Below are 14213 nucleotides of genomic sequence, written 5' to 3'. Positions count from 1 at the left end.
TTTTATCTCTTTCCTTCGCTAAAAACCGGCAAAACAACAACGGTTGCAGACCTATACGCCTGGTAGGAGCAACCAGCATGCATCTCGTGAACTTGGCCGGCTTGCGTAATCTCCATAGCAGTGATGTCAGTCGCACCGTTCGTCGCAACACAGATCATCAGAATGGACCCCTTCCATCCAGCTTTGGAAATGAAAGCCGCGCCAGAATTTTTTGTGAACGTCGTTCCCCGAAATTCCAGGCTTCCGAATTCATCCCCTGTAGAAAGCTTCCCTGAAGAACTGCCATAAAACCCCGGCTTACCATCATCGATGTGCAAAAACCGTGGGGCACAGGTAAGGGCTATTGAGTTCGCCTCAATCGCGCGTTGCTGGTCGTCATTAGCTTTCGCGTTCGCCTCAATCTGAGCAGATTGCAGCGCGTCAGTTGCGTCTTTTTGCTCACGCCACTTCTCTATCGACAACTCAGCAGTCTTCTGGGCCTCCCCAGCTTTTTCGTCTGCGGCTTCAGCCTTCCCATCAGCAACCCTGGCGTCTGACTTCGCCTCGTGAGCAACACGAGAAACCTGAGACACATCCTTAAGACGCTGACGCTTCTCCTGCGCGATCTGCTGCAGAAGCTGGTCATTATGACTTCTTAGCGCTTCGGCGTCTTCAATCATCGCCCCGCCAACATGGTATGACCAGCCAAGAGGCACGGCCTCATTTGAGACCATCTCCCACCGAGTCACAGGAAGTCGCAGCGTTTTCCCCCAGATCAAAACATCAACAACATCCCCACGCTTGATATCAACACCTGGGCGATACCTGCCAACGCCTCGCCCGCTGATATCGCACTCGAAGAAAACATCACCCTCCGTGCGCCGCTGTGCGGCCTCAATCTGGGTTTCCAAATCAGACGTCTGCGCACCCACGTCAACAGTGGCATCAGCCCTAACAAAAGAGACATCAAAACGGCCCAACATCGAGGCATCAGGACGATAAATATAACCATCCTGCAGGCGTTTTTCACCTTCGACCTGCTCTTTTCCTTCCGGCAAGCGCACATCGAACGCCCCATAAACAAATGTTGCTTAGCAACGCCCAACAGTCATCGTCCCACCGTCGGCTATTAACAACGGCCTAGACATTGCTCACCGCCTTCTCACGCTGGTCAACACGCACCACAACCGTTGGGCGTGTGAGAGTCAACCCCGGGATGGCAGGGTCAGTTGGCCACCACATCGATGCAGAAATCATCACACCAGCAGCAGCCACCGGAGCCAACTCTTCCCAGATCGACCCATCCGTCGGGCGGATCAACACATGCGGCGACACATGGCCAACAGTGGCAGGGGCCACTTGGACAGGAGGATCATCAATAAGCCCTTGCTGGCCTATCGCGCGCCACACAGCCGCAAGAGACTCGGCAATAACCCTCCTGATCACCTGATCCGCAGGGCCTTCCACGGTTACTCCATCTGCTACGGTGGCAAGTTTGATGTCATGCAGATCCCGGGGCTTCTCAAAACGAACACCGACATTATCTGGGCCGGCCCAATCCCTGGTGAACGTCGCCCACTTACCTGCCCATGTTGTCGGGGCAGACATGGCAGGAAACCGTGCCAGCATCTTTGACATGTCCGTGCCATGGATCGTCAGTTTAACAGGAGCTGCAGCACCACCTTCGGCAACCACGAACTCCACACGAAACACCCGCCTGTGGCCTGCACGCTCAATCGCAAAAAACCGGGTCGGCCCTGACAAAGGCACCAATTTGCCCACCTCATCGGTTTTCCCAAGACCATCGGCGACAAGCTCAGAAATCACCGGGTGAACAACACCGCGAGCTGATTGCACACGAAGTTTCACCATCCCAGAAGCAGGATCGTTCGTTGCTTCAGGTAGTGACATCTCCACAATCGGAGGTAAATCCATCATGGGGGTTGCATTTTCATCAAGCAGCCCCAGCCATTGGCCTTGATCTGCGATCAGGTGATCGCGGTGTTTTTTGTGATTTCCCCAATCAAAACCCACGTAGATCACCTCCCAGGGGTCTGTCAGTGCGATCCTCCACATGGCGCAAGCACCTGCTGGGAGGATGAATCGTCGCTTTTGGTTCGGCGGAACTAGCTCCGGGACCACACTGATTTTTGATGGCCACAGACCATAATCAGGCTGCCCATCATCATCATCAAGAACAACGCAGGATTCCTCCGGGTCAAGGATGAGCGTTCGCCAGTCACTTGCAGGCGGAAGATCAAACATCGCACCTGATGGCAATGTGACCTTACCCCCCTTGTCTTTCCACCGGATGTGAATAGCCACGGCAATCTCCCCATCATTGATGACATCGACTGCCCCAACACCTGTGACCTGCTGGGTCCACCACACACCTTGGTCACAGATCAAGGGGATCTCCACAGCATCAACAGTCTCCTCCCCCAGTAAATCTAAATCTGCTTTGGGAGGGGTGATAAACCCAGCAAGTCGCACCTGTGCAGACACCATCCCATGGCACGGGGTGTGAATGCGCAAGGTTCCAGGCAGTGTGTGGGAAAACGCCGCACACAACCGCCGATACACTTGATCAACGGGGCCGCCTTTTCCTGAAAGAGCCACGGTGAGTGTGCCCTCCATCGCAGGGAAACGCACCGATTCCACCACCTGGCCTGGTTGTCCAATTGCCTGGATTGTGGTGGTATCCGCCTTGGCTTTCAACCCAGAAAGCCCGCCGTAGCGCAAGCCCGTATCCCAATCACTGGCGGAAAGATCAATGGCCTTCCCATGTGGGGTCATATACGAGATTTTGGTCATCCCATCCACAGGGTTTCCCTCCTATCTAATCTTGGAATCAACAAAACGATTCGCATCAACCTGGGTTAACGCCGCGATACGCCGCTCATATTCACTACGGACCTCATCGAGGATCGCCTGTGTTTGTCCCCGGGTAAATGCCTCACCTTCTGGCAAAACAAACTGCACCGGTTTAAGGCTGATCCCAGCTTTTGCGACTGCTGTGCGCTGGGCTTCCACAATCAACGCCAGCTGCCGATTCATCTCCACCTGCTGGGCGACGTGACGCTGGGACAAAACAAGCATCGCTTCACGACGCTGCGCTGCCACCTCAGCAGCCCTAGCCAAAGCTTCTGCTTCCTTCTTTGTGGAAGCCTCGGCAAGCTGCTTGTGTAATGTTTCATACTCAAGCTTCGCTTTTAACGCCTCCACCTGGGCTGCGTGCTGTGACTGCTGAGCAAACCTCTGAGCATCAAGTTTGAGCTTTTCCACATCCGTTGCAGAGGTCAACGCACTGCGCTGATCCTCATGACGGCGCTTCATCGCAGCAATCTTGGACTCCACGTCATAGGCCATCGACCCAATCGTGGCATCCATCCACTGCTGAGCAAGACGCGCACCACCTTGAGCAGCCTCCGGCCCAAACTGGTGAGCTAATGCACCACCGCCAATGGCAAGGCCTGCGCCACCAAGACCACCAAGGATCAGCCCGGCTTTACCACCGTGTGATAGACCCTTCCAGCCGTCCTTGATCTCTTTGCGGTTGTTGTGAACATCCACACCACCACGAACAAGATCAGTGATCCCACCTAAAGCCATCCCAGCACCAGCAAGAGCACCGACTGGGCCACCAACAGCAAACCCTGCAGCAGCGCTTAACAAACCACCTAAAATCTTGCCAAGACCGCCGGTGATTTTCCCGATGCCGCCAAAGCCTGCAGCTGCACCACGTGCCTGATTTGCGGTCAGGCCGTAAAGGTTTTTCGCGTGCTCTGTTAGTGCTGCCGTGTTCAGCCTGAGCATTTCAGCAGCAGCATTCTGGGCAAGGGTCGCCTCGGCTACCTGTAGCTGTGCTGCCGCCTGGGCATGGGTTGCTTCCAGGTGGTTAATCTCAGCCTGGGTTTTCGCTGCTTCTACCTGCCAGTGGGCTGCACGCACCGCAGCGGAATTTTCCACCACAGATGACGTAACCTGCTCGATAGAGAAAATACCGGTGCGTCTGAACCTATCCATCGCACCGCGCATCGCCTCAATCGAGGTCGCCCCCAGCTCTTGGCCTGCTGTAGGCGTGCTTTCTCCAGCGCTGCTTCAGCCTGGGCCACAGACACAGCACCTGCAACACGGGCTTTATGTACATCCCATTCTTTCACCTGGACATCGTGCAACGATTTCCACAGCTGCAGACGGTTGGTGATCTGCTGGGAGGAAAGCTTTGCGATCTCCTGGCGGGTGTTATCTACCCTACCATCTCGGCGAGATCACCCATTGCAGAAAAATACGACTGGACATGCCCAAGGCCAGCCTGCAAGGCCTCGCCAACACCCAACGCCATCTCTGATGCCGCCTTCAAACGTGCTGCGACAACCGTGCGCTCAGCGGCCTCAAGCCGCTTGGCTACAGTGGCAGATTTTTCTCGCAGCTCATTAATCTCAACATCAAGTGCGCTGATTTTATCCGCCGCAGCTTTCGCTTTATCCGGTGCATCTTCACGAGCTTTCGCCAGGTCACGCTCAGCTTTAGCAACCGCCTCAGCGTTCACGCGGCCCTTTTTATCGCCCTTGCGGGCTTTTGTGAGGGCCGCTTCACGGTCAGCAATCCGGTAGGTTGCATCACGCTCGGCCTTAGACAGCCCTTGACGTGCCTGGGCTGCGGCTTCCTCTTTGCGTTGAAGCTCAGCGGTTTCAGCTGCAATATTTTTCCGAGTTTGTTCCAACCCTTTCTCAGCATCGATAACGATCTGGGCATGGGAAAGGAAAGCAGCAGGGCCAGTGCCTGTGTGGAGTTGATGGACAACCGTATTCATCGCGTCAACAAGCTTGCCGATCTTGTTCCACTGATCTGCGGTAAGCACCGGTTCAGGCCGGCCTGAAAGATTCATCGCCAACCCACCATGCGGGAGGAAGCCACCCTGGTCATATAGCCCCACGTGACGCTTGGCGATGTCATGAAGCTCAGTAGCGGTTCCGAAGTGTGCATCACCTCGATGGCTTGCACCAGTAGAACTATCGCGCTCTGATTCTCGGCGGGCTTGGCTACTAACCTCACCACCACCTGGGAAATGCCGCCACTGGGTAAACCCACGACCATCCAACGGGCCGGCCTTGCCACCAATGGTGAAACCGCTACCAGTGTTACCGCCGGACTCGATAAACGTGCCATCCTGCAATGACATGGCCGTGTGCCCATTAGCACCACCGCCTTAATCCCACCAACCGACACTGATATCACCAGTGCTACCACGGCCAGGCAAAGCACCACGAGCATCAAGCCAGGTGCCTTCCGTGACCGTGGACATACGGGAATCAAAAAACGGTGCACCCAACGCAACATTGATCGTGCCAGAAACAGCACCGGAACAATCCGTCGCAGCCGGAGACCACCCACCCATAAGGTACGGGGTGCCATGCATAAACTGGATGGCTTTTTTGATCTCAGCAGCAGACTTAATCAACCCGCCCGCAGCATATGCCGGGTATGTGCCAGCATTAATCTGGGCGAGAATATCGTGGTATCGCTCCGAGGACTTGCGGTTGATAACCCATTCGCCAGCATCAACACGTGCAACAGGCATCCCATCGGAACCGACACCCAAAATCCCGTCAACACGATCCGTCCCAGGACCATACACAGGCAACCTACCACCGGTAGCGAAACCAGCAAGACCCCCCTCAGCGTTGCCGCCAAGCCACGACATCACTCTTTTTGCGTGGATCGTGACTACCTTGTCTTTGATACTGCCCAACCAGTTTTTGGACTCTTTCACAGATTCCTGCAACGGTTTGTTATCCGCGCTGATCGTCGGCTCGGTTTTCTGCTTGGCCACCTCATTAAGGTTGTCCAGCGCAGTTTTCTTATCCGCGATCAACTGATCCAAAACAAGCTTGGTTTTCGGGTCAGCAACCTGGGCAGACAGTGCCTCTAGCTCAGCAAGAGAGGTCTCTTTGCCTGCTAGAAGCTGCTCAATATTCAAACGAGCCTCAGCAGAGATATCAGCCCCATCAAGCTGCTTTAACAACACCTCACAGTCACGAACACCAAGACGAAACTTCGTATCGTGGATATTGATGGTCACCCCAGCGCGCAGATCATCAACCTTGGCAGTTGACTGCATCACCTCACCATATCAAGGTTGTTCAGTGCTTGCTCGGTGTCAGCAGTGATCTTGATCTGCCCGGTGTGGGCGTTAATCACATCGACTTTGAGGCCCAGTGCGGTGAGGTCATTGGAGGTTTTTTCAACATCAGCAACCTTGAGCTCCACAGGCTGGCCAAACTTGTCGCGCAGTGTATCAGCGTGTGACCACACAGTGGCAAGATCAGCTTTCGCTGGATCAGCGTTAACACTGATTGCCGTTTCAATCGTCGAGGGGACAAGACCCATGGAGGCGGCTAACTCCTGCACCTGCTGGGAGGTTAAACCATATTTTTCCGCCAGCTGACCCAAGGCGCCTTGCGTGTGAGACCACGCCTGGGCCATATCCCCACCCGTGGCAACAACCTGAGCCAACTCATCCCTAAAACCGATGAGCTCCTGACGCACACCTCGCGCGTTCTTCTTGGTCAGATCAAGACTGCCTGTGGCATTAAGCAGTGATGTACCAAAACCATCAGCTTTATTCACCGCCTGGGCGGCAGCCTCACTGACTTTATCGATATGCTCTGCCAAAGCTGCTGCAGCATCATCTTTTGATTGCTCTTGCCCAAACATGTGATCAAGCACGGTGTTGAGCGCTTTGACTTTGTCTGTTGCAGACGAAGAGGAATCAGCGATCTTGGCGAACGCCTCAGAGACCTCCAGTGCACCAGGAGCTAGTTTTTTGGTTTCCTCGCTGATTTTTTGCCACTCGGTGCGTTGGCGTGTTAATTGGGCAACAGCAGCCCGCCCGCCTTCATCGGTGTGGTCAAAACGAGCAATCAACGCTGAAAATTTTTCATCACTGCCGGTTATCGCATGAGTCATCTCATCAGCAGATGCACCCACTTTTTTGAACGCCTCAGCTGTTTTTTCAGCGTGCTCAGCGACCTTGCTTGTTGCAATGACCTTTTTTGATCCCGCGAACGCCTTGCCGTCAAAAAGGCCAGCAAAATCTCCCCATGCAGCAGAAAAAAGCTTCCCGAGTTTGCCAGGCTTGGTAGCTGCAAGTTCTTCCTGGCGGGTAACAAACCCCTCGATCTGGGAGTTCATCACAGAAAAAGCGCCTTGAAGATCACCTGAGGTGAAAGCCTGAGCCATCTCACGATAGGCCTTCTTCGTGTTCGTCGCAGCCTGCTCCAACAGCTTGTGCTGCTGGCGGGCTTTTCTTAGCTCGTTGGTAACTTCGCCGACTGTCCAGCCAGCTGCAAGCATCGCCGCGCCCCAAGGGCCGCCAAGCATGTTGATCAGGCCACCGGCTGCTGATTTCACACCAGAGATCGCAAGGGCAACTGTGCCTTTCATGGTCCCTGCAAACGATGCCGCCCTAGCTGCAGCCTGATGCCCCATCGACGCGCCCAAACGATCAACTGCCGTATAAAGAGGTCTTTTTCCGCAATCCACTGTGCTTTCGCAGCAGCAGCAGCCTCATAGTGTGCTGCTGCAACAGCTTTCAAATTCGAGGATGCACCGCGATAGGCGTCCCCCATTTTGCCGATGGCTGGAACCCGGCTTTCGATAACTGCCATGGCAGAGGACATGCGCCCAAGGGTCACCCCATGCTTTTCAGCTAAAGCCTTCTGAATGCGCATCTCGTCACCAAAGGCAGCGAAACCTTGCTTCGTCTCAAACGTTTTTTTCGAGAGCGCACCAAGCGCCCCGGTGTGCTTAGCGATAGCTAGCCCAGCCAGTGCGAACCCAAGGTGCTGTACCTCCGGTGGCAGCTGGGAAAAAGTATTGCCCAAGGCTGCTGCTGATCCTGCAAGATCGGCGAAGGTCCCGACGGCAGCTGCAGACACATCGGCAATGGACGGGGCAAGGCCTGTGATCCCTTCAGCAAGCCCTTTCAACCCATTGGCAAGAGGCCCTTCCACCGAGGTGTAAATACCAAGGGCTGTTTCCTCCCAGGCATTACCCACCATCTCAATAGCACCAGGTAGCCCTTGGGTCTGCGCTGCAGCCAGTTCTGCTGCTTGCCCTGCACGAGTGACAGCACTACGGGTACGATTAAACCCTTCCGAACCCTGCTGAGCGGCAATACCGGCAAGACGCATCGCGTCGCTTCCAAAAAGCGTCGCCGTAGCGGCCTGGTATTGCTCATCGGTCATCCGTGCCGCAGCGATATTGAGCTGATCGAACAGATCAGACATGCCCACGAATTTTCCGCGAGAGTCATAGACCGTGAGTCCAAGTTCTTTGATTGCAGCTTGTGCCGGCTTTCCGGTGTCCGTCAGCGCGAGCAACGCAGACTTCATGAGCGTGCCGGCATCGCTTCCCTGGATGCCAGCGTTGGCGAACATGGCCAGCGTGGCCGCGGTGTCTTCCATCGAGACGCCGAATTGGTGCGAGACCGTGCCAGCTTGCTGCAGGCCTTGAGCAATACCAGTGATGTCTGCGCTTGACGCATTTGCAGCACCTGAGAGCACATCAGCAGCCGTAGCCGCATAGTCAGCACTCAACCCAAAAGCTTGCAGTGCCTGAGACTGAATCGTCGCAGCATCAGCAGCTTCCATTGCCGCACCGGACGCCTGCGTGACCGCCTGCAAAGAATTCATCTCCGTGCGGTAGGTATTGCCTACGTCGATGATTTCCTTGCCGAGTCCTGCTATACCAGCACCTGCAAAAGCAAGCCCTAATGCGCCACCGAGCTTGCCGGCAACGCCGAGCGCAGGGCGCAGCCCTGCCTCCATCTTTGGACCAAAGCCCTTGACGTCCGGTTCGACGAGAATATCAATTTTGCCGCCAGCCATAGCATGCCCCTTTCACAAGGTGTAGGTGTTACCGCCCAAGCGCTGCGCGGAAAGCCTTTAATGACTTTCGTTTCTGCCGCTTTTTCTGTGCCTGTTCATGTTCCTGATATTGGCCCAGGACACGGACTGAGAGCTTTGCTGCTGCGCGCTGTGGTCGTTCCGCGATTGGCCACAAGATAGGCTTGGGAGGGGGTTTCATTCCGGATTGCTTGCGGTGCTCACGAGCACTCTGAATCTCCGGATCATCAGCGTCGGTGATCCACGAGGAATACTCGGCATTCAGCCAAAAATCTTCACGATCGACGAGATGGGCGATGTTCTCATCGGTTTTTGTCCACTCGAAATCATCAAGTTTTTCGACCAAGATCATAAGGTCGACCCACCAGCGGGTTTGGCGCTGCTGTCTCCAGTCGATGCCGTAAAAGCGCTGAAAGCCCACTAGGCAGCGAGCGTGTTCTTGTGGGTCTTCTAGGTAGGTTAGGAGTCTTTCGACCCCGTCAAAAAATTTCCATCTTCGCCACGGATGCCTGCGATCTGTGTGAGCATGATCTGCACTTTGTGAAATTCCGGGAATGAAAGCTGCATCAAATCATCCACGAAAGCTGCCTTCGCTTTCTCGTCCGATATGGAAATTATGTCGATGAGCTCACGGAGGACATTTTGTAGTGGCTGCTCGGCGACTTCTGGGCCGTATAGGCGGATGATCTTGTGGACTTCATCTGCGGTGAAATTCCGGCGGATGGTGAGATCATTTCCTCGAAGCGTGATCTCTTGCGGCTCGCCGGCGTCAACGGAGCATGCTTTTTCAAAAATATCGATTTTTTCAGACATAAGGGGTTTCCCTTCTTGGTGATGGAATAAAAAAGGGCGGATCCTTTTCTTCAAAGAAGAGGCGATCCGCTTTTCCTCAATGCCGGCGCTGCTGGTTATGCGACGGTGACCTCTTGCGAACTGGAACCAGTAAGGTTAGCGCCGTCTGCGGTCAGTACACCGGTCACACCCTTCACGGTGAAGGGGCCTCCTGCGCGGCCTGTGACCGAGGCTTTCTCCCCGCCCTTGACTTTGCGCAAAATCAGCTGGACAGCAGTACCGTTGGAATTCTGCGCAATATCAGCGGATTTCTGACCATCAATGGAAAGGGTGAAGGTGCCTCCGGATGCTCCGGAGGGAAGTGTCACGGTTTTTTCGCTGGCCCCATCTTCTTCATACTGATCGTTATCGTCATCGACGTTCATTCCTTCTGGAAGCTCAGGAAGAATTTCGACGGCAGGGACAAGGAATTCCACGGAGAATTCATAGCCATCAAGGCTCTTGCCATCAATCGCAGCGCGAGTCGCAGGGCCAGAAAGGGTGCATCGCTCACACCAAATGGCCATTTGATCCTCACCATCATCGAGGCGGATCAGCAAGGAGAATTCCTCACCAATACCCTTTTCGATGGTGTAGTGCTCACCAATCTTTTTGACTTTCCCACCCTGGGCACGCGTGCGAACAGTTGCCTCAGAGTTATCGACTGCACGGAACTTGCAGCCCTCGGTTAGCGGGTCACGAGCCACCTTGTAGGCCGCCTTGCGATAATTAAACACCTGCAGCTTATTGACCGCTTGCTCGGACGTCAGCTCAAAGCCAACTTCGACACCGCCATATGGCAGAAATCCCTCAAGTGCTTCAGCGAAAAGATCGCTAGGATATCTACGCCAGCGGTCCCTCGGAATGCATCGCCGTCAAGCCACACATAGGCTTTTTCCGGATTTGCGTATTGAGACATAAAAACTCCTTAAAATGTTAGATAATCTGCGCACGTCGGCGCAGGTGAACCTGAAAACGAACCGGCGCATAGTACAGAACTTTGTCTGCGCCGCGCTCGGTGTCATACAGCTGGATCGGCCCATCAACCCACGTGGAAGACCATGCGTGCTCATCATCAATAACGATGTTTTTCGCACGTCCAATAAGCTCCCCTGCCGTCGCGGCAAGGTTCCACGCGGTAACATCTGGGTCCTCATCAAGGCCGGAAGCATCACGCCCCGGCACCCACGGGGTGACCTGGATCATGAGCCGTCGTAGCATCGGGTCATCACCAACATGGCCCACCGTAGCTACTGTTACATGCGGCTTTATTAGAGGGTCTGGCACCTCACGTGTCGTGACCTTCCCACCGTGCAAAAGCTCGGTGAACGCTTCATGTTGAAGCAAAAACTTTCGGATCTCACCCGGCACATAGGGCATGGGTGTTCTCATCGCCTACCCTTGCCTTTCCTTGGTCGCATTCCTGAGTACTTGCCGTAACCCATCGCCGCATTGGTAAGTGATGCATGAGCAGGTGTTTTATTCGTGCCATACTCTTTGTGAATCGCCGTATCATCGTTATCGACAACCATGATTTGAGTTCCGGATTCTTTGACTTCAATCCCCGTTGCATAAGCGCCGGTTCGATAAGGTGCGTCAGCGCGGGCGGCGTCGGCGATTTGACGGGCGATTTTTCTTCTCCCTGACCTAGATTGCAACCTCACCTGCTGCCGGATCTGGGTCTTGAATATCGTTAGCCGCGCTTTCATCTCTTCCCCTTGGCCCGGCGAACCCGTACCGCGACGTACTCAGGCGCTTGGCCCGGTATACCACGCTCATGCCCATCAGTGATGCACTGCCAGACCTGCCCACGTGGATCTTCGACCTCGTCAGCAGCAGTCACCACCACATCAGAAACCCCCATTGACACAGGGCAGAACATGATCAGGCGTTCGTCCTTCACGGACGTTGGGCCCACTTCTTTTTCGCTTGACCATAGCGGCTCTTGGACTAACCCACGTCCAACAATCTCAGTAATGGTAGGACTGCCAGGTTCTCCAGTGATTGGGTCTTCACGGCCTTCTACCACTTTTCGGAGAGTGAAACCCGTTTGGAAAAGGACTGTTGCGCTCACCACCGATTGCTCCCTTCCGAAAAAGTTGGCGTGGGAGCTTTTCTAATGCTGAAGACCCCGCGTGGCTGCGGTGGAGAGAGCAAAACAATTTCATCCGTTGTAAGCCAGAGGAGATTTCCAGACCCGAGGCCGCCATCAGAAGACCATTCCATCTGAACTTCTGGGTACGCGAGCTTATCCATACCGCCACGGCCAGTTTTATCAAGGGCCCTAGGACCATGTCTTCAACAACGCCTGCGACCACACTGGCTGAAATTGATCCATCGCGGGTTCTTTTCTCCAGTGTGGGAAAACGCTGTATGATGATGGCCTCAGCGCGACCGACTAGCCTCTCAGCGTAGGATTCGCGAGAACCGTCTAGGTCAGGCCAGATTTCTGCAATGAGAGATTTCAGGAAGATTGCCATAAGAGCTACCTCCTAATCTTCTACGTGGGCCTCAATTACTTCGCGAAGACCTGCAACGTCAAGCCCTTCAGTATCGATACCGAGCGTTTGGGCGTAAGCAATCAACTCAGCTTTCTTTGCTTTTGCACCCGGTATTCCTGACGCACTGGTTTCGGAGGCTTCCTGATCTGCTAGCTCTTCGACCTCGATGGTGTACCCATGCCGCCTGTAATACGCGAGCTTGTTATCTGACACCTGACAGACTCCGTCAACGAAATAATCATCACCAACAGAACCCGTATATCCAGGCACTGGTGTTTTTACAATCGCCATCTCTGCCCCTCCTAGCTATCAGCGATCTTGACGTTGCGCATGACGGCAGCAGCCTTAGTGGACTTCAGCGCAACCGCAATCGGACCGAGCTCGACCTCGCCACGCTTGACGGCACCAGCGGTAGAGAAATCCGGAAGCCAAGTCTTGATCATGCGACCATCCGTCGTTGTGACACCATGGAAGCCATCAAGGCCAAACCTGACCGCATACAGGCTCGTCTTACCAAGAGTCACAGGAATGATCGGATCATTGCTACCGGCTTTTGTGCCAGGATCAACGATAATCACATTTCCGATCTGTTCACGCGTGATCTGATGACCATTGGATCCCAACAGACCATCAACAGGTTCGCGTGAATACATATTTGCTCGGCGCGCTGCTGCGCGAACCTTTGCTAGCGCACGTTTGTTACCGAAGAGCATGGTTGGCGGGCCGTCAAGCACATCCAAAAGTTCGTCGAGATCATCGAGCACCGACATCGCTTCATCTGCAGATGTGAACTTGGACCAATCGCGCTCGGTTCCTTCTTCTTCCTTGTTCAATTCGGTAGAAGAATCTTTCAGCGCCTTATCAAGGCCATCAAAACCGTTTGCGTCCTTTGCTGTGTCTCCGTTGATCACAGCATCACAGAACTTTGTAGTAGTCGCTTTGATCAGCTGTGACATCTGTAGAGCAATCTCATCAGATGCTGCTGGGCCAAGGTGTGCGAGCACACGATCGACTTTGAAGGAACCACCGAGCGGTTTCAGCTCGACACTGATTTTCTTTGTGGTGACTTCTCTATCGGTGTACTCCGCTCCGATTTCGCGGAATGCTGCATCACGCTGCGTAGCTAGGCGGCGATAGCCGTACGACAATGTGGCTCCACCTCCCGCTGGATTCACTGCCGTATCGAATGCCAAGCTATCCAGAATCACCGATTCCTTGCGGAACTCATCGATGACTGTTGGCTCATAATCTTCTAGGGTATTGAGCTTTGCTTGCTCTAGGTTTATAGCCATTTATTCCTCCTTTAGGCGTTAAAGTGGGCACGCAAAGCGCTTGAGAGTGAGTTTGTTTGCGACTTGCCAGCTGCGTTCTGACCTTGTGAAGGGTCTAATGCAGAGCGGTCGAAGCCGATTGTCTTTGCAAGTGCTTTTGCGTCTTCCATGATTTCTTCTGCGGTTTCTCCCCGCAGTCTTTCCGCCATCTCGGCGGGTAGTTTGGTTGCAGCCAATGCCCCTGCCACGGCCTCACGCCGTTTGGATGCAGCTTCCCCATCAGCGATTTGTTTTTCCAGCTCCGCAATTCTTGCTAATGCCTGATCACGATCCGCTACTGTTTTTTCGTGATCGCTCATTTTTGACCGCTCGATCTCATCGAGCTTTGCTTTGAATTCGTCGCGCTGCTGTTCTGCTTCTTGGCGTTTATCACGCTCACGAGCAAGATCCTTGAGCACCATATTCTTTGATCCACGGGCCTCCGGATCTTCATCACCGACATGACCTACGGCAGCCTTATCTCCTTCGGCTTTCCCGTCTTGCGGAGTAGTTTTAGGGCTGCTTTGGTCATCTACTCCCGCACTAGATCCACTATGAGCGGTGTCGGAGTCGTTGATGATCGCTCGGACCCATGGAGCTTTTTTCTTGGGCATTGCTTACAATCCTTCTGATTTTGGGTATAGAAAAACCCATTACCGCGATCGGTAATGGGTTAGTGA

The 14213-nt window shown here is 54.2% G+C and carries 12 protein-coding genes and 1 pseudogene; all 13 read right to left on the bottom strand.

The window, feature by feature from the left end:
• Window positions 1-2: 2 nt before the first annotated feature.
• Window positions 3-1043: a hypothetical protein gene (locus tag CBE74_RS13300; RefSeq protein ID WP_193432999.1), complete on the bottom strand. Its 1041-nt coding sequence runs from the start codon at window positions 1041-1043 to the stop codon at window positions 3-5.
• 76 nt (window positions 1044-1119) lie between these two features.
• Entirely contained in the window at window positions 1120-2775 is a 1656-nt protein-coding gene (locus CBE74_RS13295) for a hypothetical protein (RefSeq protein ID WP_259493878.1), read from the bottom strand.
• A 39-nt stretch (window positions 2776-2814) separates the two neighbouring features.
• Window positions 2815-8873 (bottom strand): annotated as a pseudogene (locus CBE74_RS13290) (phage tail tape measure protein).
• A 28-nt stretch (window positions 8874-8901) separates the two neighbouring features.
• Window positions 8902-9243 carry a hypothetical protein gene (locus CBE74_RS13285; RefSeq protein WP_087454810.1) on the bottom strand — a complete coding sequence of 114 codons (342 nt, stop codon included), beginning with the start codon at window positions 9241-9243 and terminating at the stop codon, window positions 8902-8904.
• 107 nt (window positions 9244-9350) lie between these two features.
• A complete protein-coding gene (locus CBE74_RS13280) occupies window positions 9351-9704 on the bottom strand; it encodes a hypothetical protein (protein ID WP_087453214.1) in 354 nt (117 codons plus the stop codon).
• Window positions 9705-9799: 95 nt separating this feature from the next.
• Window positions 9800-10459 (bottom strand): hypothetical protein, encoded by a 660-nt coding sequence (locus CBE74_RS13275; RefSeq protein WP_225870171.1) that lies wholly within the window; start codon window positions 10457-10459, stop codon window positions 9800-9802.
• A 29-nt stretch (window positions 10460-10488) separates the two neighbouring features.
• Window positions 10489-10641: a hypothetical protein gene (locus CBE74_RS13270; RefSeq protein ID WP_225870172.1), complete on the bottom strand. Its 153-nt coding sequence runs from the start codon at window positions 10639-10641 to the stop codon at window positions 10489-10491.
• Window positions 10642-10658: 17 nt separating this feature from the next.
• Complete coding sequence (locus tag CBE74_RS13265; protein WP_087453212.1) at window positions 10659-11114, bottom strand: hypothetical protein; 456 nt, start codon at window positions 11112-11114, stop codon at window positions 10659-10661.
• Complete coding sequence (locus tag CBE74_RS13260; protein ID WP_087453211.1) at window positions 11111-11431, bottom strand: hypothetical protein; 321 nt, start codon at window positions 11429-11431, stop codon at window positions 11111-11113. The genes CBE74_RS13265 and CBE74_RS13260 overlap by 4 nt, the downstream gene beginning before the upstream one ends.
• On the bottom strand, window positions 11428-11796 hold the full coding sequence (locus tag CBE74_RS13255) for a hypothetical protein (RefSeq protein ID WP_225870174.1): 369 nt from the start codon (window positions 11794-11796) through the stop codon (window positions 11428-11430). Before CBE74_RS13255 ends, CBE74_RS13260 begins: the two co-directional genes overlap by 4 nt.
• Window positions 11797-12214: 418 nt before the next feature.
• Window positions 12215-12514 (bottom strand): hypothetical protein, encoded by a 300-nt coding sequence (locus tag CBE74_RS13250; RefSeq protein ID WP_087453208.1) that lies wholly within the window; start codon window positions 12512-12514, stop codon window positions 12215-12217.
• 11 nt (window positions 12515-12525) lie between these two features.
• Window positions 12526-13515, bottom strand: a complete 990-nt coding sequence (locus CBE74_RS13245) for a major capsid protein (RefSeq protein WP_087453207.1) — start codon at window positions 13513-13515, stop codon at window positions 12526-12528.
• Window positions 13516-13526: 11 nt separating this feature from the next.
• Window positions 13527-14147 (bottom strand): hypothetical protein, encoded by a 621-nt coding sequence (locus CBE74_RS13240; RefSeq protein WP_087453206.1) that lies wholly within the window; start codon window positions 14145-14147, stop codon window positions 13527-13529.
• Between the last annotated feature and the right edge of the window lie 66 nt (window positions 14148-14213).

It is taken from the genome of Corynebacterium silvaticum, from assembly GCF_002162115.2.
Taxonomy (GTDB): Bacteria; Actinomycetota; Actinomycetes; order Mycobacteriales; family Mycobacteriaceae; genus Corynebacterium; species Corynebacterium silvaticum.
This window is presented reverse-complemented; position numbering and strand designations above follow the sequence as displayed.